Source organism: Synechococcus sp. CCY9202 (genome assembly GCF_034931685.1).
Taxonomy (GTDB): Bacteria; Cyanobacteriota; Cyanobacteriia; order PCC-6307; family Cyanobiaceae; genus CBW1002.
This window is the reverse complement of the sequence record NZ_JAYGID010000071.1, coordinates 1-22,145: the sequence shown is the minus strand read 5'-3', so window position 1 is coordinate 22,145 and position 22,145 is coordinate 1. Positions and strand designations below refer to the sequence as shown.

Annotated in this window: 36 protein-coding genes and 2 pseudogenes; 14 read left to right on the top strand and 24 right to left on the bottom strand. The window is 64.1% G+C overall.

The features are described 5' to 3' along the window. Positions 1 to 363: 363 nt before the first annotated feature. Both VB777_RS10215 and VB777_RS10210 read right to left on the bottom strand, forming a co-directional pair. Positions 364 to 1,950, bottom strand: coding sequence for a class I adenylate-forming enzyme family protein (locus tag VB777_RS10215; protein WP_323248714.1), 1,587 nt, complete (start codon positions 1,948 to 1,950; stop codon positions 364 to 366). 23 nt (positions 1,951 to 1,973) lie between these two features. Beyond that, complete coding sequence (locus VB777_RS10210) at positions 1,974 to 3,479, bottom strand: glycosyl hydrolase family 57 (RefSeq protein WP_323248712.1); 1,506 nt, start codon at positions 3,477 to 3,479, stop codon at positions 1,974 to 1,976. Positions 3,480 to 3,614: 135 nt separating this feature from the next. Between VB777_RS10210 and VB777_RS10205 the strand changes: the two genes are divergently transcribed. Beyond that, positions 3,615 to 3,890, top strand: a complete 276-nt coding sequence (locus tag VB777_RS10205; protein ID WP_416223897.1) for a hypothetical protein — start codon at positions 3,615 to 3,617, stop codon at positions 3,888 to 3,890. 145 nt (positions 3,891 to 4,035) lie between these two features. Here VB777_RS10205 and VB777_RS10200 read toward each other — a convergent pair whose 3' ends face one another. The 4 genes from VB777_RS10200 to VB777_RS10190 form a co-directional block, all read right to left on the bottom strand. Next, a complete protein-coding gene (locus VB777_RS10200) occupies positions 4,036 to 4,380 on the bottom strand; it encodes a cupin domain-containing protein (protein ID WP_323248710.1) in 345 nt (114 codons plus the stop codon). A gap of 77 nt (positions 4,381 to 4,457) precedes the next feature. Further along, the gene (dcd, locus tag VB777_RS10195; RefSeq protein WP_323248708.1) at positions 4,458 to 4,982 is read right to left on the bottom strand and encodes a dCTP deaminase; all 525 of its coding nucleotides are present in this window, start codon (positions 4,980 to 4,982) and stop codon (positions 4,458 to 4,460) included. Between the two features lie 466 nt (positions 4,983 to 5,448). Beyond that, positions 5,449 to 5,736 (bottom strand): DUF5615 family PIN-like protein, encoded by a 288-nt coding sequence (locus tag VB777_RS17410; RefSeq protein WP_416238339.1) that lies wholly within the window; start codon positions 5,734 to 5,736, stop codon positions 5,449 to 5,451. 8 nt (positions 5,737 to 5,744) lie between these two features. Next, positions 5,745 to 6,008, bottom strand: a complete 264-nt coding sequence (locus VB777_RS10190) for a DUF433 domain-containing protein (protein WP_323248706.1) — start codon at positions 6,006 to 6,008, stop codon at positions 5,745 to 5,747. On the opposite strand from VB777_RS10190, the pseudogene VB777_RS17405 reads away from it, so the two are divergent. Further along, a pseudogene (locus VB777_RS17405) lies at positions 5,931 to 6,137 on the top strand (HIT family protein); the annotation flags it as partial. The gene VB777_RS10190 and the pseudogene VB777_RS17405 overlap by 78 nt on opposite strands. Here the strand turns inward: VB777_RS17405 and VB777_RS17400 are convergent. The 4 genes from VB777_RS17400 to VB777_RS10170 all read right to left on the bottom strand — a co-directional run bounded on the left by VB777_RS17400 (position 6,095) and on the right by VB777_RS10170 (position 7,762). Beyond that, positions 6,095 to 6,271 (bottom strand): PIN domain-containing protein, encoded by a 177-nt coding sequence (locus tag VB777_RS17400; protein ID WP_416238338.1) that lies wholly within the window; start codon positions 6,269 to 6,271, stop codon positions 6,095 to 6,097. The pseudogene VB777_RS17405 and the gene VB777_RS17400 overlap by 43 nt on opposite strands. Before the next feature lie 167 nt (positions 6,272 to 6,438). Beyond that, entirely contained in the window at positions 6,439 to 6,792 is a 354-nt protein-coding gene (locus VB777_RS10180) for a type II toxin-antitoxin system PemK/MazF family toxin (RefSeq protein ID WP_323248702.1), read from the bottom strand. Between the two features lie 26 nt (positions 6,793 to 6,818). Next, on the bottom strand, positions 6,819 to 7,079 hold the full coding sequence (locus tag VB777_RS10175) for an AbrB/MazE/SpoVT family DNA-binding domain-containing protein (protein ID WP_323248700.1): 261 nt from the start codon (positions 7,077 to 7,079) through the stop codon (positions 6,819 to 6,821). Between the two features lie 470 nt (positions 7,080 to 7,549). Then, the gene (locus VB777_RS10170) at positions 7,550 to 7,762 is read right to left on the bottom strand and encodes a type II toxin-antitoxin system HicB family antitoxin (protein WP_323248698.1); all 213 of its coding nucleotides are present in this window, start codon (positions 7,760 to 7,762) and stop codon (positions 7,550 to 7,552) included. 179 nt (positions 7,763 to 7,941) lie between these two features. Here VB777_RS10170 and VB777_RS10165 point away from each other — a divergent pair, with 179 nt between their 5' ends. Beyond that, positions 7,942 to 8,469 (top strand): HIT family protein, encoded by a 528-nt coding sequence (locus VB777_RS10165; protein ID WP_323248696.1) that lies wholly within the window; start codon positions 7,942 to 7,944, stop codon positions 8,467 to 8,469. A 125-nt stretch (positions 8,470 to 8,594) separates the two neighbouring features. Here VB777_RS10165 and VB777_RS10160 read toward each other — a convergent pair whose 3' ends face one another. Continuing rightward, positions 8,595 to 9,470: an alpha/beta hydrolase gene (locus VB777_RS10160; RefSeq protein ID WP_323248695.1), complete on the bottom strand. Its 876-nt coding sequence runs from the start codon at positions 9,468 to 9,470 to the stop codon at positions 8,595 to 8,597. 364 nt (positions 9,471 to 9,834) lie between these two features. Continuing rightward, positions 9,835 to 10,116 (bottom strand): hypothetical protein, encoded by a 282-nt coding sequence (locus VB777_RS10155; protein ID WP_323248693.1) that lies wholly within the window; start codon positions 10,114 to 10,116, stop codon positions 9,835 to 9,837. A gap of 599 nt (positions 10,117 to 10,715) precedes the next feature. On the opposite strand from VB777_RS10155, the gene VB777_RS10150 reads away from it, so the two are divergent. From VB777_RS10150 to speD, 4 genes are all read left to right on the top strand, one after another. Then, complete coding sequence (locus VB777_RS10150) at positions 10,716 to 11,078, top strand: STAS domain-containing protein (RefSeq protein ID WP_323248691.1); 363 nt, start codon at positions 10,716 to 10,718, stop codon at positions 11,076 to 11,078. Between the two features lie 4 nt (positions 11,079 to 11,082). Beyond that, a complete protein-coding gene (locus tag VB777_RS10145) occupies positions 11,083 to 11,535 on the top strand; it encodes an ATP-binding protein (RefSeq protein ID WP_323248689.1) in 453 nt (150 codons plus the stop codon). A gap of 74 nt (positions 11,536 to 11,609) precedes the next feature. Then, positions 11,610 to 12,758 (top strand): SpoIIE family protein phosphatase, encoded by a 1,149-nt coding sequence (locus VB777_RS10140; RefSeq protein ID WP_323248687.1) that lies wholly within the window; start codon positions 11,610 to 11,612, stop codon positions 12,756 to 12,758. Positions 12,759 to 12,835: 77 nt separating this feature from the next. Beyond that, positions 12,836 to 13,300 carry an adenosylmethionine decarboxylase gene (speD, locus tag VB777_RS10135; RefSeq protein WP_322758764.1) on the top strand — a complete coding sequence of 155 codons (465 nt, stop codon included), beginning with the start codon at positions 12,836 to 12,838 and terminating at the stop codon, positions 13,298 to 13,300. Between the two features lie 56 nt (positions 13,301 to 13,356). On the opposite strand, the pseudogene VB777_RS10130 reads toward speD, so the two are convergent. The 7 genes and pseudogenes from VB777_RS10130 to VB777_RS10100 form a co-directional block, all read right to left on the bottom strand. Next, positions 13,357 to 13,494: pseudogene (locus tag VB777_RS10130) on the bottom strand (CatA-like O-acetyltransferase); the annotation flags it as partial. Between the two features lie 249 nt (positions 13,495 to 13,743). After that, entirely contained in the window at positions 13,744 to 13,980 is a 237-nt protein-coding gene (locus VB777_RS10125) for a hypothetical protein (RefSeq protein ID WP_323248685.1), read from the bottom strand. Next, complete coding sequence (locus VB777_RS10120) at positions 13,977 to 14,195, bottom strand: addiction module protein (RefSeq protein ID WP_323248683.1); 219 nt, start codon at positions 14,193 to 14,195, stop codon at positions 13,977 to 13,979. Before VB777_RS10120 ends, VB777_RS10125 begins: the two co-directional genes overlap by 4 nt. A 436-nt stretch (positions 14,196 to 14,631) precedes the next feature. Further along, positions 14,632 to 14,967, bottom strand: a complete 336-nt coding sequence (locus VB777_RS10115) for a helix-turn-helix transcriptional regulator (protein ID WP_197155593.1) — start codon at positions 14,965 to 14,967, stop codon at positions 14,632 to 14,634. Continuing rightward, positions 14,960 to 15,226 carry a type II toxin-antitoxin system RelE/ParE family toxin gene (locus tag VB777_RS10110; RefSeq protein WP_323248681.1) on the bottom strand — a complete coding sequence of 89 codons (267 nt, stop codon included), beginning with the start codon at positions 15,224 to 15,226 and terminating at the stop codon, positions 14,960 to 14,962. Before VB777_RS10110 ends, VB777_RS10115 begins: the two co-directional genes overlap by 8 nt. A 313-nt stretch (positions 15,227 to 15,539) precedes the next feature. After that, positions 15,540 to 16,040: a GNAT family N-acetyltransferase gene (locus tag VB777_RS10105; RefSeq protein WP_322758767.1), complete on the bottom strand. Its 501-nt coding sequence runs from the start codon at positions 16,038 to 16,040 to the stop codon at positions 15,540 to 15,542. Then, entirely contained in the window at positions 16,040 to 16,312 is a 273-nt protein-coding gene (locus VB777_RS10100) for a DUF1778 domain-containing protein (RefSeq protein WP_322758768.1), read from the bottom strand. Before VB777_RS10100 ends, VB777_RS10105 begins: the two co-directional genes overlap by 1 nt. Positions 16,313 to 16,501: 189 nt before the next feature. Here VB777_RS10100 and VB777_RS10095 point away from each other — a divergent pair, with 189 nt between their 5' ends. Together VB777_RS10095 and VB777_RS10090 are read left to right on the top strand one after the other, a co-directional pair. Further along, the gene (locus VB777_RS10095) at positions 16,502 to 16,654 is read left to right on the top strand and encodes a hypothetical protein (protein ID WP_197155600.1); all 153 of its coding nucleotides are present in this window, start codon (positions 16,502 to 16,504) and stop codon (positions 16,652 to 16,654) included. Continuing rightward, positions 16,651 to 17,280 carry a Fic/DOC family protein gene (locus VB777_RS10090; protein ID WP_197155608.1) on the top strand — a complete coding sequence of 210 codons (630 nt, stop codon included), beginning with the start codon at positions 16,651 to 16,653 and terminating at the stop codon, positions 17,278 to 17,280. Before VB777_RS10095 ends, VB777_RS10090 begins: the two co-directional genes overlap by 4 nt. Before the next feature lie 212 nt (positions 17,281 to 17,492). Here the strand turns inward: VB777_RS10090 and VB777_RS10085 are convergent, their stop codons facing one another. From VB777_RS10085 to VB777_RS10075, 3 genes are all read right to left on the bottom strand, one after another. Then, positions 17,493 to 17,702 (bottom strand): addiction module protein, encoded by a 210-nt coding sequence (locus VB777_RS10085; RefSeq protein ID WP_197155610.1) that lies wholly within the window; start codon positions 17,700 to 17,702, stop codon positions 17,493 to 17,495. Positions 17,703 to 17,980: 278 nt separating this feature from the next. Next, on the bottom strand, positions 17,981 to 18,226 hold the full coding sequence (locus VB777_RS10080) for a type II toxin-antitoxin system HicA family toxin (RefSeq protein WP_322756908.1): 246 nt from the start codon (positions 18,224 to 18,226) through the stop codon (positions 17,981 to 17,983). Beyond that, on the bottom strand, positions 18,223 to 18,429 hold the full coding sequence (locus tag VB777_RS10075; protein WP_322756909.1) for a 2-oxoisovalerate dehydrogenase: 207 nt from the start codon (positions 18,427 to 18,429) through the stop codon (positions 18,223 to 18,225). Before VB777_RS10075 ends, VB777_RS10080 begins: the two co-directional genes overlap by 4 nt. A gap of 212 nt (positions 18,430 to 18,641) precedes the next feature. Between VB777_RS10075 and VB777_RS10070 the strand changes: the two genes are divergently transcribed. Continuing rightward, positions 18,642 to 18,866, top strand: a complete 225-nt coding sequence (locus VB777_RS10070) for a hypothetical protein (RefSeq protein WP_322756910.1) — start codon at positions 18,642 to 18,644, stop codon at positions 18,864 to 18,866. A 346-nt stretch (positions 18,867 to 19,212) separates the two neighbouring features. Here the strand turns inward: VB777_RS10070 and VB777_RS10065 are convergent, their stop codons facing one another. Together VB777_RS10065 and VB777_RS10060 are read right to left on the bottom strand one after the other, a co-directional pair. After that, complete coding sequence (locus tag VB777_RS10065) at positions 19,213 to 19,503, bottom strand: type II toxin-antitoxin system RelE/ParE family toxin (protein WP_322756911.1); 291 nt, start codon at positions 19,501 to 19,503, stop codon at positions 19,213 to 19,215. A gap of 2 nt (positions 19,504 to 19,505) precedes the next feature. Continuing rightward, positions 19,506 to 19,715 (bottom strand): addiction module protein, encoded by a 210-nt coding sequence (locus tag VB777_RS10060; protein ID WP_322756912.1) that lies wholly within the window; start codon positions 19,713 to 19,715, stop codon positions 19,506 to 19,508. Between the two features lie 191 nt (positions 19,716 to 19,906). Between VB777_RS10060 and VB777_RS10055 the strand changes: the two genes are divergently transcribed. From VB777_RS10055 to VB777_RS10040, 4 genes are all read left to right on the top strand, one after another. Beyond that, a complete protein-coding gene (locus VB777_RS10055) occupies positions 19,907 to 20,254 on the top strand; it encodes a nucleotidyltransferase domain-containing protein (RefSeq protein WP_322756913.1) in 348 nt (115 codons plus the stop codon). After that, positions 20,241 to 20,639, top strand: coding sequence for a HEPN domain-containing protein (locus tag VB777_RS10050; RefSeq protein WP_322756914.1), 399 nt, complete (start codon positions 20,241 to 20,243; stop codon positions 20,637 to 20,639). Before VB777_RS10055 ends, VB777_RS10050 begins: the two co-directional genes overlap by 14 nt. Positions 20,640 to 20,814: 175 nt before the next feature. Continuing rightward, positions 20,815 to 20,997: a hypothetical protein gene (locus VB777_RS10045; protein ID WP_322756915.1), complete on the top strand. Its 183-nt coding sequence runs from the start codon at positions 20,815 to 20,817 to the stop codon at positions 20,995 to 20,997. A 50-nt stretch (positions 20,998 to 21,047) separates the two neighbouring features. Beyond that, positions 21,048 to 21,989, top strand: a complete 942-nt coding sequence (locus tag VB777_RS10040; RefSeq protein ID WP_322756916.1) for an HNH endonuclease — start codon at positions 21,048 to 21,050, stop codon at positions 21,987 to 21,989. Positions 21,990 to 22,145: the final 156 nt, after the last annotated feature.

The following is a 22,145-nucleotide window of genomic DNA, read 5'->3' as shown; positions in this document are numbered from 1 at the left end:
GAGGCCAACGATGCCGAAATCGGGCAGTTTGCGGCTCTGATAGCCGCCGATCCGACTTTTTGAGCCGGAAATCCACTGATGCCTGTGGAAAACTGGCTCGTGGGCTCGTTTTTCAGCAAACTCTTAACCGTGGCGATCTGCGCGTCTGTACTGCTTCTGTACTGCCGCGTCATCGGTGGGTGTCATGGTCATCGGGACGATGCTCCAATGGACACTGCCAATAAACAGCACAATCGCTTCGGCCAAGCTGATGGCCGCAAGCTTCTATGCGACGACTCCTCCCAGGGAATGGTCGATCAGGGTTGGGGCTGAGTCGAGAGCTTCTACGAATACAAGACAGTCTTTGATGGCTTTCGCCAGTTTTCAGCTCCTGGGAGCTTCAGCCGCCATCGCTTTGAGCGCGACGCGGTCCACCTTGCCGCTCGGGTTGAGGGGCATCTCCGCCAGCACCACAATCTCCTCCGGTGCCTTGTAACCGATGCGTTCGCGGGCAAAGCGAATCAGCTCGGCGGCCATCGGAGCCTGGGCCCCACGCTGGAGGGTGATGTAGGCCCGCACGTTCTCCCCGTGCATGACGTCGTGGATGCCGATCGCTCCGGCCAGTTCCACAGCAGGGTGTTCGCAGAGGGCATCCTCCACGTCCTGCGGACAGATGTTGGAGGCATCGTGAACGATGATCTGTTTGCGTCGGCCGCAGAACCACAGGTAGCCGTCCGCGTCCAGGCGCATCTCGTCACCGGTGTCGAGCCAGCCGTCCACAATCGTCTCGGCTGTGGCGGTGGGATTGTCCCAGTAGCCCGTCATCACCGACGCCGAACGCAGCCACAACCTTCCTTCTGCTCCCACCGGCAGTTCGCGGCCCTCCTCGTTGCGGATGGAGCACTCGAAACCGGGGCAGACCCGACCCACCGAGCCGACCCGGTTCTCGCCGGAAGGCGGAGACATCGTGGCCACACCGCATTCACTCATGCCGAAGCATTCGTCGATCGAAAAACCCACGGCGGTCTTGAAATCCCGCTGCAGCTGCAGGGGAACCTTGTCACCACCGGAGAGGCACAGGCGCACGTCGGCGAAATCGGCCGGATTCAGATCGCGGTCATGCATCAGGCCCATCAGCGGTGCCGGCAACATCAGCAGCAGATTCGGCTGGCGGTGATGCAGGAGCGCCTCAAGGGCATGGTTGTCACTCTCGGTCGCCACCACCAGGGTGACCCCCAGCGAGAGGCCTGCCAGTCCGTACATCGAGGCCGCCGCATGGGCCAGCGAGCAGCCCACCATCAGACGCTCCCCCGGCGCGTATTCCATCACCTGGGCCAGGCTGGCGAGCGTCGCTCCATAGCTGGCGCGGCTGTGGGTCACCCCCTTGGGCTTGGCAGTGCTGCCGGAGGTGAAATAAATGATCGCGGGGGCCTCCGCTGGCAGGCAGGACAGTTCCTCCCCGGTGGCAGGCGTGGTCAGCAGAGTCTCAAGGCACCTCTCGCCTTCAGCCCCTGCCGCTCTCTGCCCATCCTCGAAGCGGATCAGCCCCAGAGGCAGGGATCCGGCCAGCTGCGTGGCTTCCAGATCAGCCAGGCGCTCCTGGTGATACAGCAGCAGCACCGCCCCGCTCACCCGCAGGGCATGGTCGATCTCGGGCACCACATAGCGGTAGTTGAGCGGTGTGATCACCAGGCCCAGCCGCAGACAAGCGAGGTAGTGGATCACCAGCTCGACCCGGTTGGGCATCAAGGACGCCACCCGGTCGCCAGCCTTCAGCGGCATGGTGCCGTAGGCGGCAGTCAGTCGTTCCACCCGCTCTGCCAGCTGCCTCCAGCTGAGGCTTGTATGGAGATCCTGCAGGGCTGGACCGTCAGGATCCCGGACCAGCCCCACCTCCAGAAGCGCATCGAGGCGGTCGGGCAGCGTGAGGGCAGGTCCGGACAGCAGCATCAAGCCGACACGCAGAGACAACGCCCCCATCCTGCCTTCAGCGGTCAGGACGCGCCCGGCTCCATGGACCGGGAGAAGCCAGAGGGCACGGCAGCGATCGCGGCTTGGCCGCGCCGGTGGATCTCGCGGGCGTACTCGGTCCAGGTGCCTTGTCCCCAATAGCGGAAGCAACTGGTTTCCAGCAGCAGCAGATGGAGCAGGGCCTGCTGATAGGGCGGGGTCTGGGTCACTGCGGGGTCGTGCGCCACCAGGGGATCAAACAGCTGGTGAAACTGGGCACTGAGGCTGTTCATCGGCTCCAGCACGTTGGCGTAGCCCTCCACCCAGCTGAGGTTGTTGGTCCAGGAGGCGCCGGCCATCGAGAAGGAGGGATCGGTGGCCTGGAGGTGGGTGATCGCCGCCTGAATGGCGGCGGGGGTCGGCGATCCGCTCAGCTGTTGCCACAGCTTGTGCTGATGCACCGCCTGAATCTGCGGAAAATCCTGGGATGACACCCCAGCGGCCTCCAACAACTCAAGATATTCCGTGCCATTGATCGCCACCGTGCCTGGTTCACATCCATGGGATGCAATGGTGTGATGGGCCTGCACGAAAGCAGGCGGGAACTCATTCATCATCACGCCACCATTTTCCCCATCGGCAATCTGGGAAACGAGCGAAGGAATCGTGGTGTCTCCCAGCACTTGCCGGCCGAGCCCCAGAGCTTCGTAACAGGGCTGCATCTGCCCCACCAGCTTGGTGTCGGAGCCCTGGGTTTTGATCAGTGCCGTGATCGAGACCTCTTCGCCACTGGAGCTGCGGGCCACGAGCTGGTTGGGGATGTATTTCTGCTCCTGAGACAGGCCGGAGCCATCGAAGTTCTCGACGCTGTGTTCCTGCACCAGCAGCCAGCGGTAGCCACACTCCCTGAGGGCCTTGACGAATTCATAGAGCGTGTCGGGGTGGTTGGGCAGGTGCATTTCCGGGGGTGAAAAGCCCTTCACCCGTTGCAAGGCTTCCTTGCCGAAGAGGGCCGCGAACTGATGCTGCCAGGCCAGGATCTGCAGCTTCAGGTCGGGGATGGGAGTGGAGGGCGCCACGGCATGGCTCCAGAAGGTGCCGAGCCACTCCACATGGGGTTGGAGGGTGGGATCGCAGGCGAGCTTCTGGAGGGCCTCGAGGATGTCGTGGCGGCCCATCTGCTCAACGCCCCAGAGCAGGTTGCCCGAATAATCGAGCATGATCCGAGGGTTGCAGCCCTCCTGAATCAGCTGAGGAATGATGTCGGCGAGGCGCCTGTAGCACTGGGCAAAGGGTTCGGCGTTGTGGTTATCGCCCTCGCCCGCGTGCTCCAGCATGTACTGAAGATGGGAGATGAGTTCACCATGCGCCCCGGCTGGAATCGTGGGCTGATGCATGTGGAGCGCGCAGGCAAAGCCAGAACGGATCTGCTCCAGGTGGAGATTCGTGTGCGGCAGCGCCACCGGGCCGGAATCCTGAACAAGCGCAAGGATCTCGGCTTCAGAGCCAGCGATCGGTGGCAGGGGGGTTGGCGGTTGTCTGCTCTGCATGGTCGCCATTCTGCTCACCCGGCTGGCCCCGAGCTGCTCGCCCCACCTTGGCCGTCGTCGCTGGCGGGATCGGCGCCGGCAGGTGGCACGACCCGCGACAAACTCCTAGGGTTTGACCAGTTGCTTGCTGGTCCAGTGCAGACGCTACCCCTGGGTCTGGCCACTGTGCTCCTGACCCTGCCGCCTCTGGCTCTGCCGTTGCTGACGCCTGGGTCAGCACTGGCTCAGAAGCGGATTCCCAAACTGCCGGGTTATGACCAGTGTCCGCTTGGGTATGTGAATGACCTGAAGCAGCACTGCAATTCACCTATCTATTATGAGGTGAAGCCCACCGATGGAAAGCCCTGTGACTCGGGCTGGATGAACATTGGGGCGGGCTACTGCAAGAAGAAAACCCTGGGCATTTTCTGATCTCAGATGACCTCGAACAGCACAGGGGATCGCGTTATGGTCTTAGAGGAGTGAAGCCTGCACAATCTGGCGGCGTGGACCCTGCAGGTGGATGTGGGCCCGGAAAGGAACAAAGAGACACCCGCAATGGACGCTGCCGCAGGATCTAGCGGTGGAACTCTGGTCGGTCTTCCTCACAGGTCACCAGCAACAGGGTGTCCTCGAGCGCGGTTTCGGTGTGGGTGTCGCCTGGCTCCACGAAGTAATAGCCGCCGGCATCGATGCTGTGGGGATCGTCGCCATCGGCCTGCACCCGCATCGCGCCACTGACCACGAACACCTGGCACCAGCAGGCATGGTGATGGCGTGGAATTGTCATGCCCTGCGGCAGCCGGTAGAGGCCCGATTCCACGTTGTGGTCGCCTTCCCAGAGGCGGCAGGCCTGCATCGTGACGCCCCGCACATCGATCGGCTGCCACTGCTGCTGGTGGGTGGGCAGGTAGCGGGTCATCGGTGATTGGCTGCGTTGAACCGTGAGTGAACTCTGCCGCAACGCCCCTGTCGGCAGCCAGGCAACGGCCGAGGCGCTCAGAACGAGTCTTGTGTCTGGCCGGCGAAGCGGCCGGCGTAGCTTTCTCTGCCCTGCAGCTTCTGGAACACGAACTGGCAGATCGCGGTGCCGGGATGCACAGCCAGGGGAGCGGGGCCGAAATTGCTCATCTCCAGCACCTGCTGACTGTCGATCCCCGGCCCCATGAAGGGGGCACTGATGTGCACCATCAGGCCCAGCCGCGCGAAGCGACTGCGACCCTCCAGCCAGCCGCACAGCCCGGGGCCCAGGCGCAGCCGCTCCTGGGTGATGCCGAGCACCGTTTCGCCCGGCATGATCAGGATGTGCTGGCCGTCGAGCACCTCGATTTTCTCGGTGAGCTGCCTGTAATCGGTGTGCTCACGCACTTCGATCACCTCATGCACCTTGCGGAACACGCGAAAGATGGGGGCGAGGGTGAGGTCGAGCGAGGCGGGACCCAGGCGCTCGGGATCGAACGGGGTGACCGTGATGGAGCCCCGCTGGATCGCCTGCAGGATCGCCTCTCTCCCCAGAACGGTCATGTCTTTCCCTGGGGGTCGCCGAGGTTGGATTGTCTCAGGCGGTCGGCTGGGTGTTGGTAGCGCAGCAGGGTCTGAAGACGATCCTCAAGCCGAAGGCTTCTGAGCTGGAGCAGCCTTCTCGCTGATAAGCCATGGGCCTGGCGGCACCACCTCGGCAACACGCCAGCTTTGACGCGCGGGTCGAAAGGCTGGCCAACCGCGCCCGACAGCCACTGAGCACCTTCGCCCTGCGCGAACTCAACGAAACCGCTCGCCGAGCCGACAACGCGTACCTGCTCGATCCCCTACCATCCGCCTTGTGCTGGTTGATCAGCTTGCTGAGTAACACGCGCTGCAGGCCCTGGCCGAAGAATGGGAGCCACACTCCTCATCGCCGACAGCCGTGCTGCCCGGGCACCCTGCCTGCGCTGCCATGTCGAGGTGATGGCCTCTTTGGGTCCGACTCAGCTCGATGAGGTCATGGGTTTCATACATCCGGTTCAGCGCCGGCAGAACGAAGCAACAGAGCGGTGAGATCCTGGTTGCCGATGTTACCCGTGGCCACAAGCAGAAGCCTGGCGGGAGTGCCGCGCAAGAGATGACTGCGGACGACATCTGCATCCTTACAGGAGACAATCCTCCCAGCGATGTCGTCAATGGAGGAAATCATGTTGTCGGCGCTAAGATTCCCGTCAGGTAGATCAAGGGTGTGTAGGATGTCGCAACCCACTTGTTCCAGCGGCCGAACGAGCGATCGTGGCAACTGGGCATCCAGCAGGATCCTTATGCCGAGAGGAGGTCAACCCGCTGAATCCGGGAAAGCTGGGTTGCGTACTCAAGCACTGCCGTGATGTCCTCAGCCTCGAGATCTGGATAATCGGCGAGAATGTCAGCCGCACTCATCCCAGCTGACAACAGTTCGAGCACCATCTCCACGGGATAACGCAACCCGCGGATGGTTGGTTTGCCATGGCAGATCTCAGGGTTGATGGTGATGCGCCCAAGCTGGTCTGTCATGACGGTGGTGTGCAGGCCTGCTACGGCCACCACGAAGCAGGCTGTGTCTTCTGCGAGCCGGAGAGCAGCGGCCGTGTGCTGCTGGAGAACAAGCTGGCGCTCTGCATCGCCGATACCTACCCGGTGAGCGAGGGGCACAGCCTGGTGATCCCTCGTCGACATTTGGTGGACGGGATGGCGCATTCCAATGGCAACGCCAGCGCCAGGGCAGGCCAGTCATCCTTGTCGCGGATCCTCGCCAGGGCCTCCACCTTGGCCGACCCCAGCACACTGTTTTCCACAACCTGGACCATCAACAGCATGGGCGTCTTTTCCGCCAGGCCTTGAAGTCGGCACTGAGCTCGTCTTCGCTCAAACCGAGTCGCTCCAGTTCAGCCTGCATCAGCCGGCCAGCCTCCAACACCTTGTCCCGGTCACTCAGGTTGCCATGCTGGGGCAAGGGCACGTAGAGGCCCGTGGCTCAGACCACCAAGCCAAGGATCTGCCCCACGATCGCCAGCACCTCCTCCAACTGGGAGTCCTGCAGACGTCCGATTGGATGGGGGCGTGCACCCCTGGCGCGCCAGTCGAAGGATTTGAGTTGCTGGCAGAGCACATAGCTGTGGGCACCCGGCCGATCGGGGATGGGGCCCAGATCCACGGCAAGGGTGGAACCACGGTTGGTGGGAGCTGAGGTCATGGCGCAGCCCACAACCAGGCCCACGGTGGCGTGGAAGGAAGCGCTGGACAGCACCGCAAAGGGATGGTGATCCTTCATCTCGCGGCCGGCCTGGGGGTTGTGGTCGATCCAGATCACGTCACCGCGTTCGGGCACCCACGCCTGGCCTCCTCGGCGGGGGCTCACTCGACGACCTCAGCCCCGAGCGGAGGGAAGGCCATGGCCTCCGTGGGTTCGCCCGGCATGGGCTCGTAGGCCGCCAGCCGTTCGGCCAGAGACAGGCGAGGCTGAACCGGCCGGATCAGTACCCCACCTTCCACGACGGAGAGTTCCACGGCCTGATCTTCCTGCAGCCGAGCCTCCCGGGCGATGGCTGCAGGCAGGCGAATGCCAAGGCTGTTGCCCCAGCGGCGCAGAGCCTGGCGCGAAGGGGTGGCGGCCATGGACATCAGGTGTTTAGACAGAAGTGTAGACGCCTCAGGCAGCTGGGGCGGCACAGCCACACCTGGAGCCGGGTTGGCTGCAGCCGGCAAACGCCCACACCAGAAGGGATCCCAGCAGGGTCGCCTTCCTGCCGGGCCGCCCAAAGCCACACCTGGCCCACACGCCCGGGCCCGTGGAACGGCAGGGCCTACCGGGAGGGGCGGTTGCTGGATGGCGCTCTCTGAGCCGGAAGGCCTGCTGAAGATCGCCACTGCCGACCTGGAGACGGCTGAAGCCAGCAGCCCCAGGCTCCCCAGCGGCACAAGGCCGATGTCGGATTCAGCGATAGCTGAGGAACTCCTGCACAGTCATGCCGATGTCTTTCGCGATTTGACGGAGCAGCGGTGGCGCAATGTCGCGACCCTTGTGGGCAGGAACGGTGGTGCAGCGGCCACCTCCGATGGCGTGAGAACCGGGGTTGAGCCCACGCTCAGGCAGGCACCACGATCTGCTGCAGGCCCACGAAATCGCTCTCCAGGACAGGCTCGCCGTCTTCCAGCAGCATGGCGATCACCTCCTGGAGGTTGGCCTGCAGTTCATCAAGGGTCTCCCCCTGGCTGTGGGCGCCGGGGAAGCCAGGAACGTGGCCCACTAGCAGCCCGGTGTCGGGACAGCGCTCGATCACGGCGGAGAACGTGCGCACAGTCTCAACCTCTCGAGGTGAATTCATCGTAGGCAGACGGCCAGAGGTGGCCGAGGGGGGGAGGGGGGGCAAGGCTTCGCCAGTGGGCTTCCACTCCACCAGTGCCACCACCGTCTCACCCCGCAACCTTCGCCCCATGCCCCCGCCCAGGACGTGGCCCGCCGGATCCTGGGCAGCGGATGGTGGGCAAGATGCTCACCGGCAACGACATCACCGCCTACGGCAACGGCGCCTACAGCCTGATCGGCGGCGACGAGCTGAGCGACACCCATACCACCGACTTCCGCGGTGTACAGGCCAGCTACGGCCACCGCGAAGCGGGCTGTGTGTTCTGCGCGCTGGAGGGCAGCGGCCGGGTGCTGCTGGAGAACGAACTGGCGCTTTGCATCGCCGACGCCGACCCGGTGAGCGAGGGCCACAGCCTGGTGATCCCGCGTCGTCATGGGGCCGGTGGGCTGGAGCTGCACCAGCCGGAGAGGAACGCCGTGGTGGAGCGGCTGGAGCTTCGACGGGAGCAGCTCAGTGCCCAGGACGCGTCGATCAGTGGCTGGGCTGGTTTGCTCAACGCAAGAGGGGGGCTGAACTCAGGCGAGGCCGCAGGGCAGAAGGTGTTTCATGCGCACTGGCATCTGATTCCAAGATGCTTGGGGGATTGTGAGCAGCCGAGAGGTGGAGTGCGTGGGGCAATTTCTGGGAAGAAGGGATAATGAGCCCGAATTGATTAACGCCCCAGATCAGAAGCGGGTTGTTGTGGTCATAAGCAATAACAGAATGCCTTCTGCTCCCGTCTTCTTGATCTGGATGTTGGGCTTCTGAATCTTTGATTGCCGCTTCACGCCTTCTGGGAGAGTTCCTCAGCGGCGACTCCGAATATTTCCTCTGCCGAGCCGATTGCCACGAAATGACCGGCCCCCGAAACAGGATGCCAAACCTCTCCAGGCATCTGGTCGGCAACATCCTTGTTGATCGCGTCGGGCACGAGTCGGTCGTCAAGCCCTTGCCATAGATGAACGCGTCGTTGAATTTGGCGAACATCAAAATCCCAGGACCGGTAGAGTATTTCGGAATCTCTCACCAGGCCCTCGCTTCCTTGGGCAAAGCATTCGGCGCTTGCTTCGCAGAAGGCAGTTGCAAAGCCCGGTCGCTGCAGGATCTCCTGGTCGTATGCGTTGATGGTTTTCAGTAGTTGCTGGATGTAGGTCTCACGGAAGTTAACGGCAGTCTTGGCAAGCGCCTCGTACATGAGACGAAAACCAGGTTCAAAATGCAGTGCGAGAAATCCTCCTAGTGAATCAATAGCGGAAAGGTGCTTTCTTGCCGAGTTGTCGCCGAAGGCTCCGTAGCTGCCACCGGCGATGCTGGTCACATGGCGCAGTCGAGCAGGGTCGATATAAGCAGCTGCCGCCAGCGCCCAGGGGCCACCCTCCGACCAGCCTGTCACTCCAAACTCGCGGTATCCCAAAGAGTCGGCGATCGCCGTTATGTCGTCAGCCCATCCCGAGTATTTGCGTGCCTCCTGTGGGCTGGACTGTCCGATGCCGGGCCGATCGACGCAAACGAGTCGAAGCCCATGCTTTGATGCCGCATCCTCAAAGAAATGCGCCTCAAGCCTGCTACTAGGTCCGCCATGATTGTGAATGACGAGTGGACCATCAGGATCTCCGACTTCGAGATAAGCGAGTTGACGGTTATCTTTGGTGACTAGCATGGATTGCCTCCGCAGGTACCAGGACTGTAGTCGATGTTGTTAAGTCTTCTCGTTTCTGATTCCCATACAGCTCGAAATGATAGGCGGCTTCCGTAATGAGAGAGCAGTGCTGCAAAGAGGGCGTCCGCCGCAACAACTGCAACTTAGGACCTCCTGAGAAAGGGCAAAGCGGCTGCACCGCAGTGGATCCGAGCAGATTTCAACTGTAGAATGTGCTCAATTCGGCTCTATATCGCCGAAAAGCAGTCCAGAGTTTTCCACATGTGTCGGCGCGAGCATCGTCATCAGCTCTCGTTTGAGGATGTCTTCATGCCATTTGGCGGCAAACTCTCTGGTGACGATCGCTGAATCAAGCTTGCTGAGCTCATTCCCTGGGCACACCGAGGTGCTCCAGCTGCCGGAGAATCGCCAGGCTGAAATAGTCTGTGCCGCTGCCGGTGCGCGGCAGCAGACCATCGGGGAGTGTGACTTCCTGGCCACAGAGGCGGATCGATCGAGGGCCGCCTTTGCTCACCACCAGATCGATCTGCTCCGGTACCAGGGTCTTCAGGCCGATCCCCAGCTCCCTGGCCTCCTCGCGCAATCTCGCCGATTCGTAGGGCTCCACCAGGCCCGCCGGCTTCTTCTGCAGGATCCAGAGGTCCATGGCGGCGGCTGCACCGATTCAGCCTTGCCTGCGGAGCCGATGAAACACGTTGTTCAGAACACACCCGTGATCCTTCCTCCACCTTGTCAATCCGCACGGCTCGGGCTACCGGCGAAAGCGACCCGCAAGCATGCGCCTTCCTTTCCCGGGGCGGGGAGAACGATCTGCAGATCCACTGGGGTGTGATCTTCGCTGGAAGTGCACAGGGAGCAGACCGATCAGCTGCGCAGGAAATACCGATCTGTCCAGGAAGTCCTGGCGCGCCCGAGACGAAATCTTTCCAACATTGCAGAGCAGAAAAGAAGGCATCTCAGTGCCAAATGATCTTGCCGGAATGAGTCCCTCGGAAAGAAAAACTTCTTGATTCCCGAGACACGCCAGAGGTCAGCCGTCGCCCCAATCACCCAACCAGAGCCGAAGTGGAGCGTTGTTCTGGATGGGTGGTTGGGGCGACACCCCGCCAGGCAGGAGCTTCCATCAGCTGGACAGGCAGATCCAGACGAGCTTCGGTTTCTGAATTCAGGGGGCCCATGCATGGCTGTTGGCTGGGCATTCGGTCTACGGTCCAAACACGACCATTGACCCATCCGTTGATCACCATGAGCAGCGTTTCCCTGGAGCACGAGGATCTGGCAGACGATCTGCGCCGCATCCGGCTGAGCGGCCGCCTGGACATGGTGGGAGTCGGTGAAATCGAGCTGCGTTTCACGAGCCTGGCGGCGAGCAAGCCGGTTTCCGTTCTGGTGGATCTCACCGGTGTGTCGTTCCTGGCCTCCGTGGGGCTGCGCTGCATCATCCACAGCGCCAAGGCGCTGGACATGAAGGGCGGCCGCATGGCCCTGCTGGTGGGGGACAACGCCCTGGTGCAGAGCACCCTGGAGACCGTCGGCATTGCCGACATCATCCCGGTGTTCTCGGAGGAGTCCGAGGCGCTGGACTCTCTGGCACGCGGGGCGGGTTGAGGGAATGACGGCTCCCCCTCCGCCGGACAACCTGGCTCTGGAGATCGGCGCGGATCCACTGGAGTTCCGTCGCGCCTCCGCCTGGCTGCAGCAGAGCGGTGCGGCCCTGGCCATGCCCGAGGAACAGATCGACCGGCTCGAGCTCTGCCTGAACGAAGTTCTGGCGAACCTCGTGGAACACGGTGGTGAGGCGGCGGCACAACATCCGATCCAGCTCAGGCTGCAGGCCCTCCAGCCAACCGGGGCCTGCGGAGCCGAGCTCGTGGTGTCCGATCGGGGCGCCCCCTTCGACTCCAGCCAGGCCAGCAGCAAGCCCATTCCCGGCAGCCTGGAGGAGGCCACGCCCGGCGGACTTGGGCTGCGCCTGGTGAAGGCGTTCAGCGATGAGATGTCCTACCGCATGCTGGATGGGCACAACGAACTCAGAATTGTCATGCACTGGAGCCCGGACAGCTGAGCCTCGACCCTGCTGCTGCCCCCGCCACTCCGGACCCACCCCGGGGCTATGGCTGGATCCCCCTCTTCCGGGAGGTGGATGAAGCGTTACTGATGCGGCTGCTCAGCCGTTGCGAGGTGCGAAGGCTCGGCCCCGGCACAGATCTGCTGCGGCCAGGGCAACCCAATGACAGCCTCTACATCCTGCTCAAAGGCGAGCTGATGGTGTACCTGTCCGATGAGATCAACCCGGGCAAGGGCATTGCGATCCAACCGGGACAGTGCATCGGGGAGTATTCCGCCATCGACCGACTGCCGGTGTCGGCGCTGGTGCGCTGCGAGGGAGAAGCGGAGGTGCTGCATGTCAGCGGGACCTTCTTCTGGAAGCGGCTGGTGCCGCTGCCGGGGGTGGCCCGCAACCTGATGCGGGGGCTCACGGAGCGGGCCCGCACCACCAACCAGCTGGCGCTCAGCAACCTGCGCGAGCGCCTCGAACTGGAGCATCTGCGCAAGGAGCTCGATCTGGCCCGGCAGCTCCAGGCCAGCATGCTGCCGCTGGGCCATCCCCTCTTCCCCCACCATCCAGAACTGGATGTCTGCGCCCGGGTGGAACCGGCAGCCAGCGTGGGTGGTGATTTCTTCGACAGTTTCCTCACCGCCGACGACCGCCTGTTCGTGTGCATCGGCGATGTATCGGGCCATGGAATCGGCGCGGCCCTGCTGATGGCGCGCACGATCGGGCTGATGCGCAGCCTGGCGATGGGCGCAACCGCTCCGGAGAGCGTGCTGGAGCAGCTGAATGCCTTCCTTTGCGAGGGCAATGACGCCTGTCTGTTCGTCACCCTGTTCTGCGGCTACCTGGAGCCGACCAGTGGCCGCTTCACCTACTCCAATGCCGGTCATCTGCCTCCCCTGGTGCTTCAGGACGATCGCTGTTCGGAGCTGCCCCTGCCCCGTGGCCTGCTGGCCGGCGTCGCCCCCCGGGCCACGTACCGGAGCGAGACCGTGCAACTGAACCGCGGCGATCTGCTGTTCGCCTACACCGATGGGCTCACCGAGGCGGAGAACGGGAACGGCCAGCCCTTCGGCATCGACTCCTGCCGGGACCTGCTGCTCCAGCGGAAAGCGGCCCCGCTGCCGACGATCCTGGATGACCTGCGCGATGGGCTCACCGCCTTCAGCGGAAGCGGCGCCCTCCAGGACGACTGCACCCTGCTGCTGCTGCGACGCCCCGGCGAAAGCTGAGCCCTCGCCGTTGCCCCTGAACGGGGAGATGGATCTGCTCTCGTGCTTAGGTGGAAAAGTTCCATGCTGCTCCCCTGATGAGCGAAGCCTTTGCGCGCTTCCACCCAAACCCTGGATGGAGCCTCCCAGCGCCCCCCTGCCAAGCGCCAATCACCGATACGGTGGGCAAACACTGCATTCTTGAGCTGTACGGCTGTAACGTTGCCCGGCTCAACGACGAACTCTTTCTTCGATCCGCCATCACGAACGCAGCATTGCGTGCTGGCGCGACACTCCTGAACCTGATCACCCACAGTTTCAAGCCCCATGGGGTGACGGGTCTGGCCTTGCTGGCCGAATCCCATATCTCAATCCACACATGGCCCGAATCAGGCTATGCGGCCGTGGATGTGTTCACCTGTGGCGACCACACCATGCCGGAGAACGCCTGCCAGGTGTTAGTGGAGGAATTACAGGCACACAATCACAAGCTCAAGAGTTTCCGCAGGGAAACCCCCAGCCAGCTTGCAGGGGTGGAGCGTGAACCCTGTCTGCTGAGCTGAGCAGGACCAGCCTGTCCGCCGGATTCACCTACTCCCGGGGGCTCTGCGGCAGCGGCTCAGAACGCTGCCGCATCCCCCAGGCTCACCACCTGCTGCGGATCACGGCAGAGGGAAGACAGCCGCTCCAGCAGGCGGGCCACATGCACACCATCGACGAGCGCGTGATGTGCCTGAACGGCGATCGGCAGTAGATCGGCCCCCTCTTGCCGGCAACGACATCACCGCCTACGGCAACGGCGCCTACAGCCTGATCGGCGGCGACGAACTGAGCGACACCCATACCACCGACTTCCGCGGTGTACAGGCCAGCTACGGCCCCCGCTGGTTTCCCCGTGCCACCCGGTGCCAGAACCCATGCCAGCACTGGGGCGGCGACGCCCATTCAGGAGCGCTGCTGCCAGCGGTGGGGATCCTGGCGGCCGTGCAGAGCGATCACGAAGAGTTCAGCGCCCTGCTCGCGGAAATAGACGGCATAGGGAAATCGACTCCAGCACCAGCCTGCGGATCCGGCCGTGAATCAAGGGGAAGGATTGGGGACTGTGGCGAATGCACTCCACCGCAGCAGCAACGGTTTGGGCAAAGTCGTTGGCCAACGCCGGCTCACGCTTTCCGTACCAGCGCTGGGTTTCCAGGAGCTCCTCCAGCGCCTCAGGCAGGAAGCGCACTGCAGGGAGCGTCATTCGATGCCGAGCTGGCTGCGCACCTCATCCCAGCCCAGAGCTGCGTCAGGGTTGCTGAGATGGGCCGTCCAGCTCCGATCCAGCTCAGCGCAGAGGTCGGGATCGAGCGGCAGCGCCCCATCGCGGGCCTCGTCATCCACGCTGTCCCAGAGGGCGATCGCCAGGGCCAGGCGCTCGCTCTGGGGCAGCTGAAGGAGGTCAGACAGGGGTGTCATCGCCACGGCGGACGGCTGAGAACACAGGGTAGGCACGCTCCACGACGGAGGACGCGATGGGATGGATCGAGGAGACGGCAGCAAGGCTTCTGCCTACAAGTGCCCTCCCCGTCACACCCCAGCCAGGATGCCCCGATGCTTCTGCCTCCCTCCCCCACCGACGAGCGCCTCCGCGCCTACATCGCCGAGCGCATGCGCATGAGCCCCATCGATCAACCGCTGATGCTGTAGCCGCAGGCTTCCGCGCAGCGGTTGGAACTGCTGGGCCACGGATCTGCCAGGCAACAGCCAGCCCGGCCCAGGACCTCGCCCGGCGGATCCTGGGAAACGGATGGTGGGCCGCGTGCTCACCGGCAACGGCATCACCCGCTACGGCGAGGGGCGCGACGTGCTGCTGCAGCTGTGCCGCCAGCGCCTCGATGCCTTCCACCGCCGCTCACCAAGGCGGTGAAGCTTCATCAGGGGTTCGAGGCACCAGCTGGATTTCCACATCGCAGCCGAGCACATCGGCGTAGCGGCGGAGAGTGGACAGTGCGGGTATGTGCTTGCGGGATCCCTCGAGCCGACTGATGGCGCTGCGCGTGGTGCCCATCCGCACGGCGACCTCCTCCTGGGTGAGACCGGCCCGCTGGCGTGCCTCCAGGAGCTGCCGGAGCAGACGGAATTCCACGGCGGCCTCCTGCCGCGCTTCGCTGTAGCCCGGCACCTGATCGAGCCGGGCGCGTTCGGCGCCGCGATCGCGGATGACCGGTTGATAGGGGATGTCAGGCATAGCGTTTGACGTTCCTGAGGCGTTCGCGAGCGATGAGGAGCTCACGCCTGGCTGTTTTCTGGGTCTTCTTCACGAAGGCATGGAGCACGGTGATCACCCGGCCACCGCAGAAGCAGTAGAAGGCCCGGCCGATGCCGGAACGGCCTCTGGGCCTGAGTTCGAACAGGCCGCCGCCCATGGCTTTGGAGTGAGGAGGCCTGTCCTTGATGTCCTCGCGAACACGAGCGTTGTAGTACTCAAGCCGAAACGATCCCTCCATGTTAGCGCGCGTGCTACGTGCCCACGGGGCTGACCCGCTGATGGGCTCTGGGCGGCAGGCCGTTGTGGGGTGAAGGAGAGCGCGTGAGCGCCACGGCAGCGAGGCTTCTCCTTTGTCAGTTCCACCCCCGTCTCACCCGTCCCCCACCGACGAACGCCTCCAGCAGTCCCTCGCAGAGCGGATGCGCATGAGCCCCATCGATCAATCGCTGATGCTCATGGAACTGCTGGGTCATCACCCGGAACAGGAACAGCGGAACCTCGCTGATCAGCGGCGAGGGGGTTACGGCTACGAAGCCTCCATCTACGGCCGCTCACAACCCCAGGGTTGCCGCCACATCCGAGAGACGGATCAGGAGGGTGTCGGGATCGATGGGTGAGGGATCGAAACCCATGTGCAGATAGAAGTTACGGGCGTCCGCGGAAGCAGCGTGGACCACGATGCCGCGAACGCCGATCCGTTCGCTGGCCTGAAGGACCCGCTCGAACGCATCGGCAAGCAGGGCACGCGCGATGCCGCGACCTTGCACACCGCGGCAGACCGCAAGCCGTGCCAGCAGCACAACCGGGATGGGATCGGGCCTATTGCGAGGAAAGCTCCCGGGTGCGGAGGCCACCGCCACGGCACCGGAGGCCAGAGCCCCATAGGCCTTGACGGTGCCGTCGCCATCGCAGACCACAAACGTGCGTGTGGCACCGCTCTGCTGATTCGGCAGGGCACGCTGCCGGAGCCAGTGATCCAGGCTGGTGTCGCCGCAGTCGAAGCCGGCGGTGCTGTGGTGGCTGGCCAGGGGCTGCGGCACCAGCAGCTCCATCAGCGTTGCCAGGGCCTCGGCGCGGTCATGGTGCGTTGCAGGCGGTCACTGGGGCTTGGGGGAGCATCCAGCAGGCGGAGAAGCTGGTCGAACTGTTCAGACGACACGGACTGCCAGCTCTGCTGGACCAGCAGCTCACGGGCGGCGGTGCGGGCCGCCTGCAGAACGAAGTCGGTTCGGGTGAGCCCGGAGGCACGGACGGCGCGATCGATCAGGGCCTGATCGTCGGGCGAGACCCGCAGGTTCCAGCTGAGGCGAGGGGTGGCAGCCACGGCTGTGCCGCAAACCTTCGTGCAGCCTAGTTCCATGGATAGACGGTGTCTACCTTCGTGCCCTTGGTCCATATCAGCAGGGAGCCATGGTGTCGGTCCCATCGGGTGGGGGGGGGATGGAGGAAAGGGGCCATCGCTCCTCCTCCATCACTGCCACCCCCCCGTCACACCCCAAGCCAGCATGCCCCCATGCCCCCGGTCCGTTTGCCCACCTACGAGCACCTGCGGGCATCCATCGCCGAGCGGATGCGCATGAGACCAATCGAGCTGCTGCCGGAGGCCAGCCGCTGTGAGCGCTGCGGGGCCAGTGAGCTTCAGCAGATCCTGGGAGAGAACCGATGAGTCGCTACAAGGTCGTTGGCTCTGTCGCGGAGAGTGAGCCAGGATCGAATGGTCTGGTTCTGAGCAATCGCCTGGGCATCACGGATCCGGCGGTGATGGAGGTCGTGGAACGGGACCTGCTTCTCGATCTCTATCAAACGATCATCGGGAATGGGGCTCCGACCAACCGCCTGAGCGTTTCAGACTTGATCGACTGGCATCGGCAATGGCTGGGGTCTGTCTATTCCTGGGCAGGAAAGGTACGAACGTTCAATCTGAGCAAACAAGGCTTTCCTTTCGCGAGTGCTCACCTTTTTCCAGATCTGCTCAAGTCATTCGAATCGGAGTATCTGGGTCGGCTGACTCCGTTCACCCCAGACTCGATGGGTGATCTGATCAGGGGACTTGCCGAGGTGCATGTTGAATTCGTGCTCATCCATCCGTTCCGCGAAGGCAATGGTCGAATAGCCCGACTGCTGGCAGATGTGATGGCGTGCCAAGCGGGGATTGGTCCGCTCGACTATTCAGAATGGGATCGTCAGCGGGACCTGTACTTCGCCGCGATCCGGGCGGGGTCTGTGCTGAATGTCACCCCAATGGAGGATCTGTTCAGGCAGGTGTTGACTGGGGGGATTGTCGATTCCTGAGTTCACGTTCGATTTCAGCAACCGACTGACCCGTTTCTATGGCCGTGGAACTGGCCACCGCACGGATGATGCGCGAACCCAGCGGCAGTGAACTGGCCTGCTGTCGCAGCCGCTGAAGCTCTGGGTCGGTCTTGGTCATCAGGACATCGACGGAACAGTAATTCTGGCACCAGGGCAAGGCATTTCAATCATCCAGCGAACCGGGCGCATGGTCAGCCGAGGCCGAGCTGGCTCCGCACCTGATCCCAGGGCACAGCGGCGTCCGGGTTGTCGAGATGGGACGCCAAGCGCCGGTCGAGCTCCGCGCAGAGAGCAGGGTCGACCGACAACGCCCCATCCCTGTCCTGGTCCTCGAGGCTGTCCCAGAGGGCGATCGCCAGGGCCAGCCGCTCGCTCTGGTGGAGTTGGAGCGGGTCGGACATGGGCGCAAACGCCATCACACCTCAGGCAAGGAATCCATCGTAGGCACGCTTCCTGGCGTGGAGCAGGGTCCGGGGAAGGGCATGACATGACGCCAAGGCTTCTCCTTGGTCAGTGCCACCCCCCGTCACACCCCAGCCAGGATTCCCCCATGCCCCCACAGCCCTCCCCCAACTACGAGCGCCTCCGGCACGCCATCGCCCAGCGCATGCGCATGAGCCCCATCATCCAACCGCTCATGCTCTTGGAGCCGGCCTTGGGGGAGAAGCCCCCGGGGGCCTCAAAGATCCAGGCTGCCGATCAGCTCCTCGATCGAGCAGCCCACCTGGCCGGCCACGTCCTTGAGGATCTGCCGCAAGGTGCCAACCCTCAGGGGCTTGTGGGCCGGAATCGTGAGGTGCTGCTGCTGGCCGGCGGCATCTCGGGTCAACCGCATGTGACTGCCTGTCTGGCGAGTCACCGCGTAGCCATGGCGATGGAGGCGCTCGGCCAGGAGCTGGCCGTTGACGTCCCGCGGAATCCTCACAGGGCCAGCAGTTCCTGCCTCACGTGATGGAGGCGGATCAGGGGTGGCGCCTCGCCGGGATCGAAGTGGCAGACGACGGCGTCGCGGATCTCCCGGTGGAGCTCCTCAAGGGTGTCGGCCTCGGTGTGGATCGCGGCGGCAGCTGCACTGGCTCGGAAGGAGCCATCCTCCGCTTCCTCGACCACGAAAAGGATTTCCTGCATGACGCCCTCCAACGGCACCAGTCTGGCAGTGGTGGGCAGGATGCTGACTCTGTCTGGGCAGAGGGACTGGGGCGGCACAGCCACAGCTGGAGCCGGGTTGGCTGCAGCCGCCACGCGCCCTCACCAGAAGGGATCCCAGCAGGGGGTTCCGCCTGACGGGCCGCCCGAAACCAAACCTGGCCCAGGCGCTTGGGAGCCGCCACCATCGCCCCATGCCCCCGCACCCCTCCCCCACCTACAAGCGCCTCCGGCAGTACATCGCCAAGCGGATGCGCATGAGCCACATCTACCAACCGCTGATGCTGCTGGAACTGCTGGGCCGCCGCAGCCCAGCCCCGGCGCAGGACATCGCCCGGCGGATCCTGGGGAACGGATGGTGGGCCGCGTGCTCACCGGCAACGGCATCACCCGCCATGGCGATGAGCTCACCAGCCTGATGGGCGCGGAGGAGCTGAGCGACAGCGAGCGCGACGCGCTGCTGCAGCGGTGCCGCCAGCGGCTGGACGGGTTCCGCGAGCAACGGGGTGAGGAGGTGTACTGCTTCTCTACGAGAAGGCTTCGCCTACGCAGAAGCCTTCGGCTACGCCCATCGCTCCCGCCACCGCAGCCCGATCAGCGGTTCGGTGAAGGTCCGGGTGCTCACAAGGGCACGGGGCCGCTGCGAGTGACGGGCCGCCAGGCAGTTGCCCAGCCATCGGGAACCCCACTCAGCTGTCTCCAGGCGAATCAACGTAGGAACGTTTCCACATCAGGCCCATGAATGGGGTCTGTCCAACGGACGTTTCAGGTGCGCTGCTGCCAAAGCTTGGGATCCTGGCGGCCGTGAAGGGCGATCACCAGGATTTCATCGCCCTGCTCCCGGAAGTAGACGGCATAGGGAAAACGCTTCATGACGAGCCTGCGGATCTGCCCGTGAACCAAGGGGAAGGATCGGGGATCGCGGCGGATGCGCTCCACCGCAGCAGCGCAGACTTCAGCAAAGTCACGAGCCAACGCAGGCTCCCGCATGCCATACCAGCGCTGAGTCGCCAGAAGATCCTGCACCGCATCCGGCAGGAAGCGAACTGGGCGCATGGTCAGCCGAGGTCGAGCTGGCTCCGAACCTCATCCCAGGCCAGAGCCTCGTCCGGGTTGTCGAGATGGGTGGCCCAGCGCCGGTCGAGCTCCGCGCAGAGGGCAGGGTCGACCGGCAACGCCCCATCCCGGGCCTGGTCATCGAGGCTGTCCCACAGGGCGATCGCCAGGGCCAGCCGCTCGCTCTGCGGGAGTTGGAGAAGGTCAGACATGGGCGCAAACGCCATCACACCCCCAGGCAAGGAATCCATCGTAGGTACGCTTCCTGGAGTGAGGCGGGGTCCGGGGAAGGGCATGTCATGACGCCAATTCTTCTCCTCCTCCAGTGCCACCCCCGTGACGGCCCAGCCCGGTTTCCCCACCCCCGCTACCAGCCCGATAAGACCCTGCCCAGAATGGCGGCATGACCAGCGCCGCCGCGCCACCGATCGAGCAGCGCCTCCAGCGGATGGCGGCTGTGATCCGGCAAAGGATCCCAGGCGCCGAAGTGCGCTTGTTCGGCTCCCGGGCGCGTGGCACAGCGGGGCCGAAATCGGACATCGACCTGCTGATCACCGCACCGGATGACTGGCTTGAGGGCCACCACCGCTTCGAGGTGCTCAACCAGCTCTGGGACGAGCTGGCTCAGGCGGATGTGTCCCTCGATCTTCTGCTCTATTCGCAGCAGGAGTGCGTGGAGCGCCGCCACTGGCGCAGTCACGTGATCGGCAGGGCCTATCGGGAGGGGCGCTTGCTCGATGGTGCTCTCTGAGCCGGAAGGCCTGCTGAAGATCGCCACTGCCGACCTGGAGACGGCTGAGGCCAGCAGCGATCCCGCCGTGTTCCGGGAGGGTGCCTGGGGGTTCTGGCTTCAGCAGGCCGTGGAGAAGGCGTTGAAAGCCTGGCTGCTGCATCTGGACGTTGATGCGCCTCTCACCCATGATCTGCGTCGGCTGCTGCTGCTCCTCGCCGCAGCCGGTGAGAGCACGGCAGATCTGGAGCCGCTGGCTCAGCTCACCGTTTACGCCGTGCAATTCCGCTATGACGCTGATCCCACCCCTCTGGGGCTGGATCGAACGCACTACAACCGACAGGTGAAAGCGCTGCTGGTGCGTGTGAACGAACTGATCCTGCCAGGTTCTGACCGTGATCCCTGATGGGGTCTCCCATGCCCCCTCACCCCTCCCCCACCTACGAGCGCCTCCGCGAGTACATCGCCGAGCGGATGCGCATGAGCCACATCGACCAACCACTGATGCTGCTGGAACTGCTAGGCCGCAACAGCCCGGCCCCGGCGCAGGACATCGCCCGGCGGATCCTGGGAAACGGATCGTGGGCCGCGTGCTCACCAGCAACGGCATCCCCCGCTACGGCGATGGGCTCACCAGCCTGATCGGCGCGGAGGAACTGAGCGACAGCGAGCGCGACGCGCTGCTGCAGCTGTGCCGCCAGCGGCTGGACGGGTTCCGCGAGCAACGGGGTGAGGAGGTGATTCCATCGAGACGGCCCGCCTGAGGACACACCGCCCCACCCCGGCTACAACGAGGAAAGCCCTGTCTGAATCCGTGCCCTCCTACTGGTGGGTGAACCACAAGCAGACCTACCGGCAGGAGACCGACGGCGGCTACATCTGGTCGCCGAAGGCCAATGCCAACGGCGCCCGCAACGTGACCTACGACAACCTCAGCCGCTGCCAGCGGGGGGATGTGGTGTTCAGCTATGCGAATGGGCGGATCAGCCAGCTCGGCCTGGTGGAAATGGCGGCGATCACGGCACCCAAGCCGCCGGAGTTCGGCTCTGCGGGGGAGAACTGGAGCCAGGAGGGCTGGCTGGTGCGGGTGAACTGGCAGCCGCTGCGCCAGGCGCTGGTGCCGCAGACGTTCTTTGAGCTGTTGCAACCGTTGCTGCCGGAGCGCCATAGCCCGATCAGCACCAGCACAGGCCGGGGCAACCAGGGGGTGTACCTGGCCGGGCTGAGCGAAACCCTGGGGCTGCTGTTGCTCCAGCTGATCGAGGAGCACGCCGATCCGGCGGTGCGGGTGCACCTGGTGGTGTTGGCAGAGGAGGGGGAGTACACCGCCGCGCTGCTCGATGACATGCAACGGTTGCGGGAGGTGCCCAGCAGCACCGAGCGCGATGCGCTCACCAAAGCGCGGCTGGGGCAGGGGTTGTTTCGCCATCGGGTGTCGGAGATGGAGCCGACCTGCCGGGTCACGGGCCTGGCGCGGCAGGAGTTCCTGGTGGCCAGCCACATCAAGCCCTGGCGCGACTGCGACAACAGCGAACGGCTGAGCGGATCCAACGGCCTGCTGCTTTCACCCCATGTGGACAAGCTGTTTGATCGCCATTGGATCAGCTTCGATTCCAGCGGCGAACTGATCTGGCAGCACGAGGCGGCCGGGGAGGCGTTGCGCTGTTGGGGGATTGAAGGGGCGAATCTGATTCGACCCTTCAGCCGCGAGCAGGAGGCGTTCTTGCGTGCCCACCGGGAAGCCTTGAGGCACTGAAGCCGATGGGGTCAAGAGGCTTGGGTTGGTTAGGAGTTTGCGGAAAAACCGCCTGAGAAGTCGCGTTTTTCCCTCCTGAGACCTGGGCCGGAGCTCCTATCGGGCTGGTTTTCAGGGTTTCAGCGGCTCAGAGCTCCCCTTTTGGTGTGTTTTGCC

Bases quoted from the DNA above. Each gene is read 5' to 3' on its own strand.
- VB777_RS10210 (WP_323248712.1), bottom strand. From the start codon at position 3,479: ATGCAGAGCAGACAACCGCCAACCCCCCTGCCACCGATCGCTGGCTCT.
- VB777_RS10200 (WP_323248710.1), bottom strand. From the start codon at position 4,380: ATGACCCGCTACCTGCCCACCCACCAGCAGCAGTGGCAGCCGATCGAT.
- dcd (WP_323248708.1), bottom strand. From the start codon at position 4,982: ATGACCGTTCTGGGGAGAGAGGCGATCCTGCAGGCGATCCAGCGGGGC.
- VB777_RS17400 (WP_416238338.1), bottom strand. From the start codon at position 6,271: ATGGTCCAGGTTGTGGAAAACAGTGTGCTGGGGTCGGCCAAGGTGGAG.
- VB777_RS10175 (WP_323248700.1), bottom strand. From the start codon at position 7,079: ATGGCCGCCACCCCTTCGCGCCAGGCTCTGCGCCGCTGGGGCAACAGC.
- VB777_RS10165 (WP_323248696.1), top strand. From the start codon at position 7,942: ATGGTGGGCAAGATGCTCACCGGCAACGACATCACCGCCTACGGCAAC.
- VB777_RS10160 (WP_323248695.1), bottom strand. From the start codon at position 9,470: ATGCTAGTCACCAAAGATAACCGTCAACTCGCTTATCTCGAAGTCGGA.
- VB777_RS10155 (WP_323248693.1), bottom strand. From the start codon at position 10,116: ATGGACCTCTGGATCCTGCAGAAGAAGCCGGCGGGCCTGGTGGAGCCC.
- VB777_RS10150 (WP_323248691.1), top strand. From the start codon at position 10,716: ATGAGCAGCGTTTCCCTGGAGCACGAGGATCTGGCAGACGATCTGCGC.
- VB777_RS10145 (WP_323248689.1), top strand. From the start codon at position 11,083: ATGACGGCTCCCCCTCCGCCGGACAACCTGGCTCTGGAGATCGGCGCG.
- speD (WP_322758764.1), top strand. From the start codon at position 12,836: ATGAGCGAAGCCTTTGCGCGCTTCCACCCAAACCCTGGATGGAGCCTC.
- VB777_RS10125 (WP_323248685.1), bottom strand. From the start codon at position 13,980: ATGACGCTCCCTGCAGTGCGCTTCCTGCCTGAGGCGCTGGAGGAGCTC.
- VB777_RS10120 (WP_323248683.1), bottom strand. From the start codon at position 14,195: ATGACACCCCTGTCTGACCTCCTTCAGCTGCCCCAGAGCGAGCGCCTG.
- VB777_RS10115 (WP_197155593.1), bottom strand. From the start codon at position 14,967: ATGCCTGACATCCCCTATCAACCGGTCATCCGCGATCGCGGCGCCGAA.
- VB777_RS10110 (WP_323248681.1), bottom strand. From the start codon at position 15,226: ATGGAGGGATCGTTTCGGCTTGAGTACTACAACGCTCGTGTTCGCGAG.
- VB777_RS10105 (WP_322758767.1), bottom strand. From the start codon at position 16,040: ATGGAGCTGCTGGTGCCGCAGCCCCTGGCCAGCCACCACAGCACCGCC.
- VB777_RS10095 (WP_197155600.1), top strand. From the start codon at position 16,502: ATGCCCCCGGTCCGTTTGCCCACCTACGAGCACCTGCGGGCATCCATC.
- VB777_RS10090 (WP_197155608.1), top strand. From the start codon at position 16,651: ATGAGTCGCTACAAGGTCGTTGGCTCTGTCGCGGAGAGTGAGCCAGGA.
- VB777_RS10085 (WP_197155610.1), bottom strand. From the start codon at position 17,702: ATGTCCGACCCGCTCCAACTCCACCAGAGCGAGCGGCTGGCCCTGGCG.
- VB777_RS10075 (WP_322756909.1), bottom strand. From the start codon at position 18,429: ATGCAGGAAATCCTTTTCGTGGTCGAGGAAGCGGAGGATGGCTCCTTC.
- VB777_RS10070 (WP_322756910.1), top strand. From the start codon at position 18,642: ATGCCCCCGCACCCCTCCCCCACCTACAAGCGCCTCCGGCAGTACATC.
- VB777_RS10065 (WP_322756911.1), bottom strand. From the start codon at position 19,503: ATGCGCCCAGTTCGCTTCCTGCCGGATGCGGTGCAGGATCTTCTGGCG.
- VB777_RS10060 (WP_322756912.1), bottom strand. From the start codon at position 19,715: ATGTCTGACCTTCTCCAACTCCCGCAGAGCGAGCGGCTGGCCCTGGCG.
- VB777_RS10055 (WP_322756913.1), top strand. From the start codon at position 19,907: ATGACCAGCGCCGCCGCGCCACCGATCGAGCAGCGCCTCCAGCGGATG.
- VB777_RS10050 (WP_322756914.1), top strand. From the start codon at position 20,241: ATGGTGCTCTCTGAGCCGGAAGGCCTGCTGAAGATCGCCACTGCCGAC.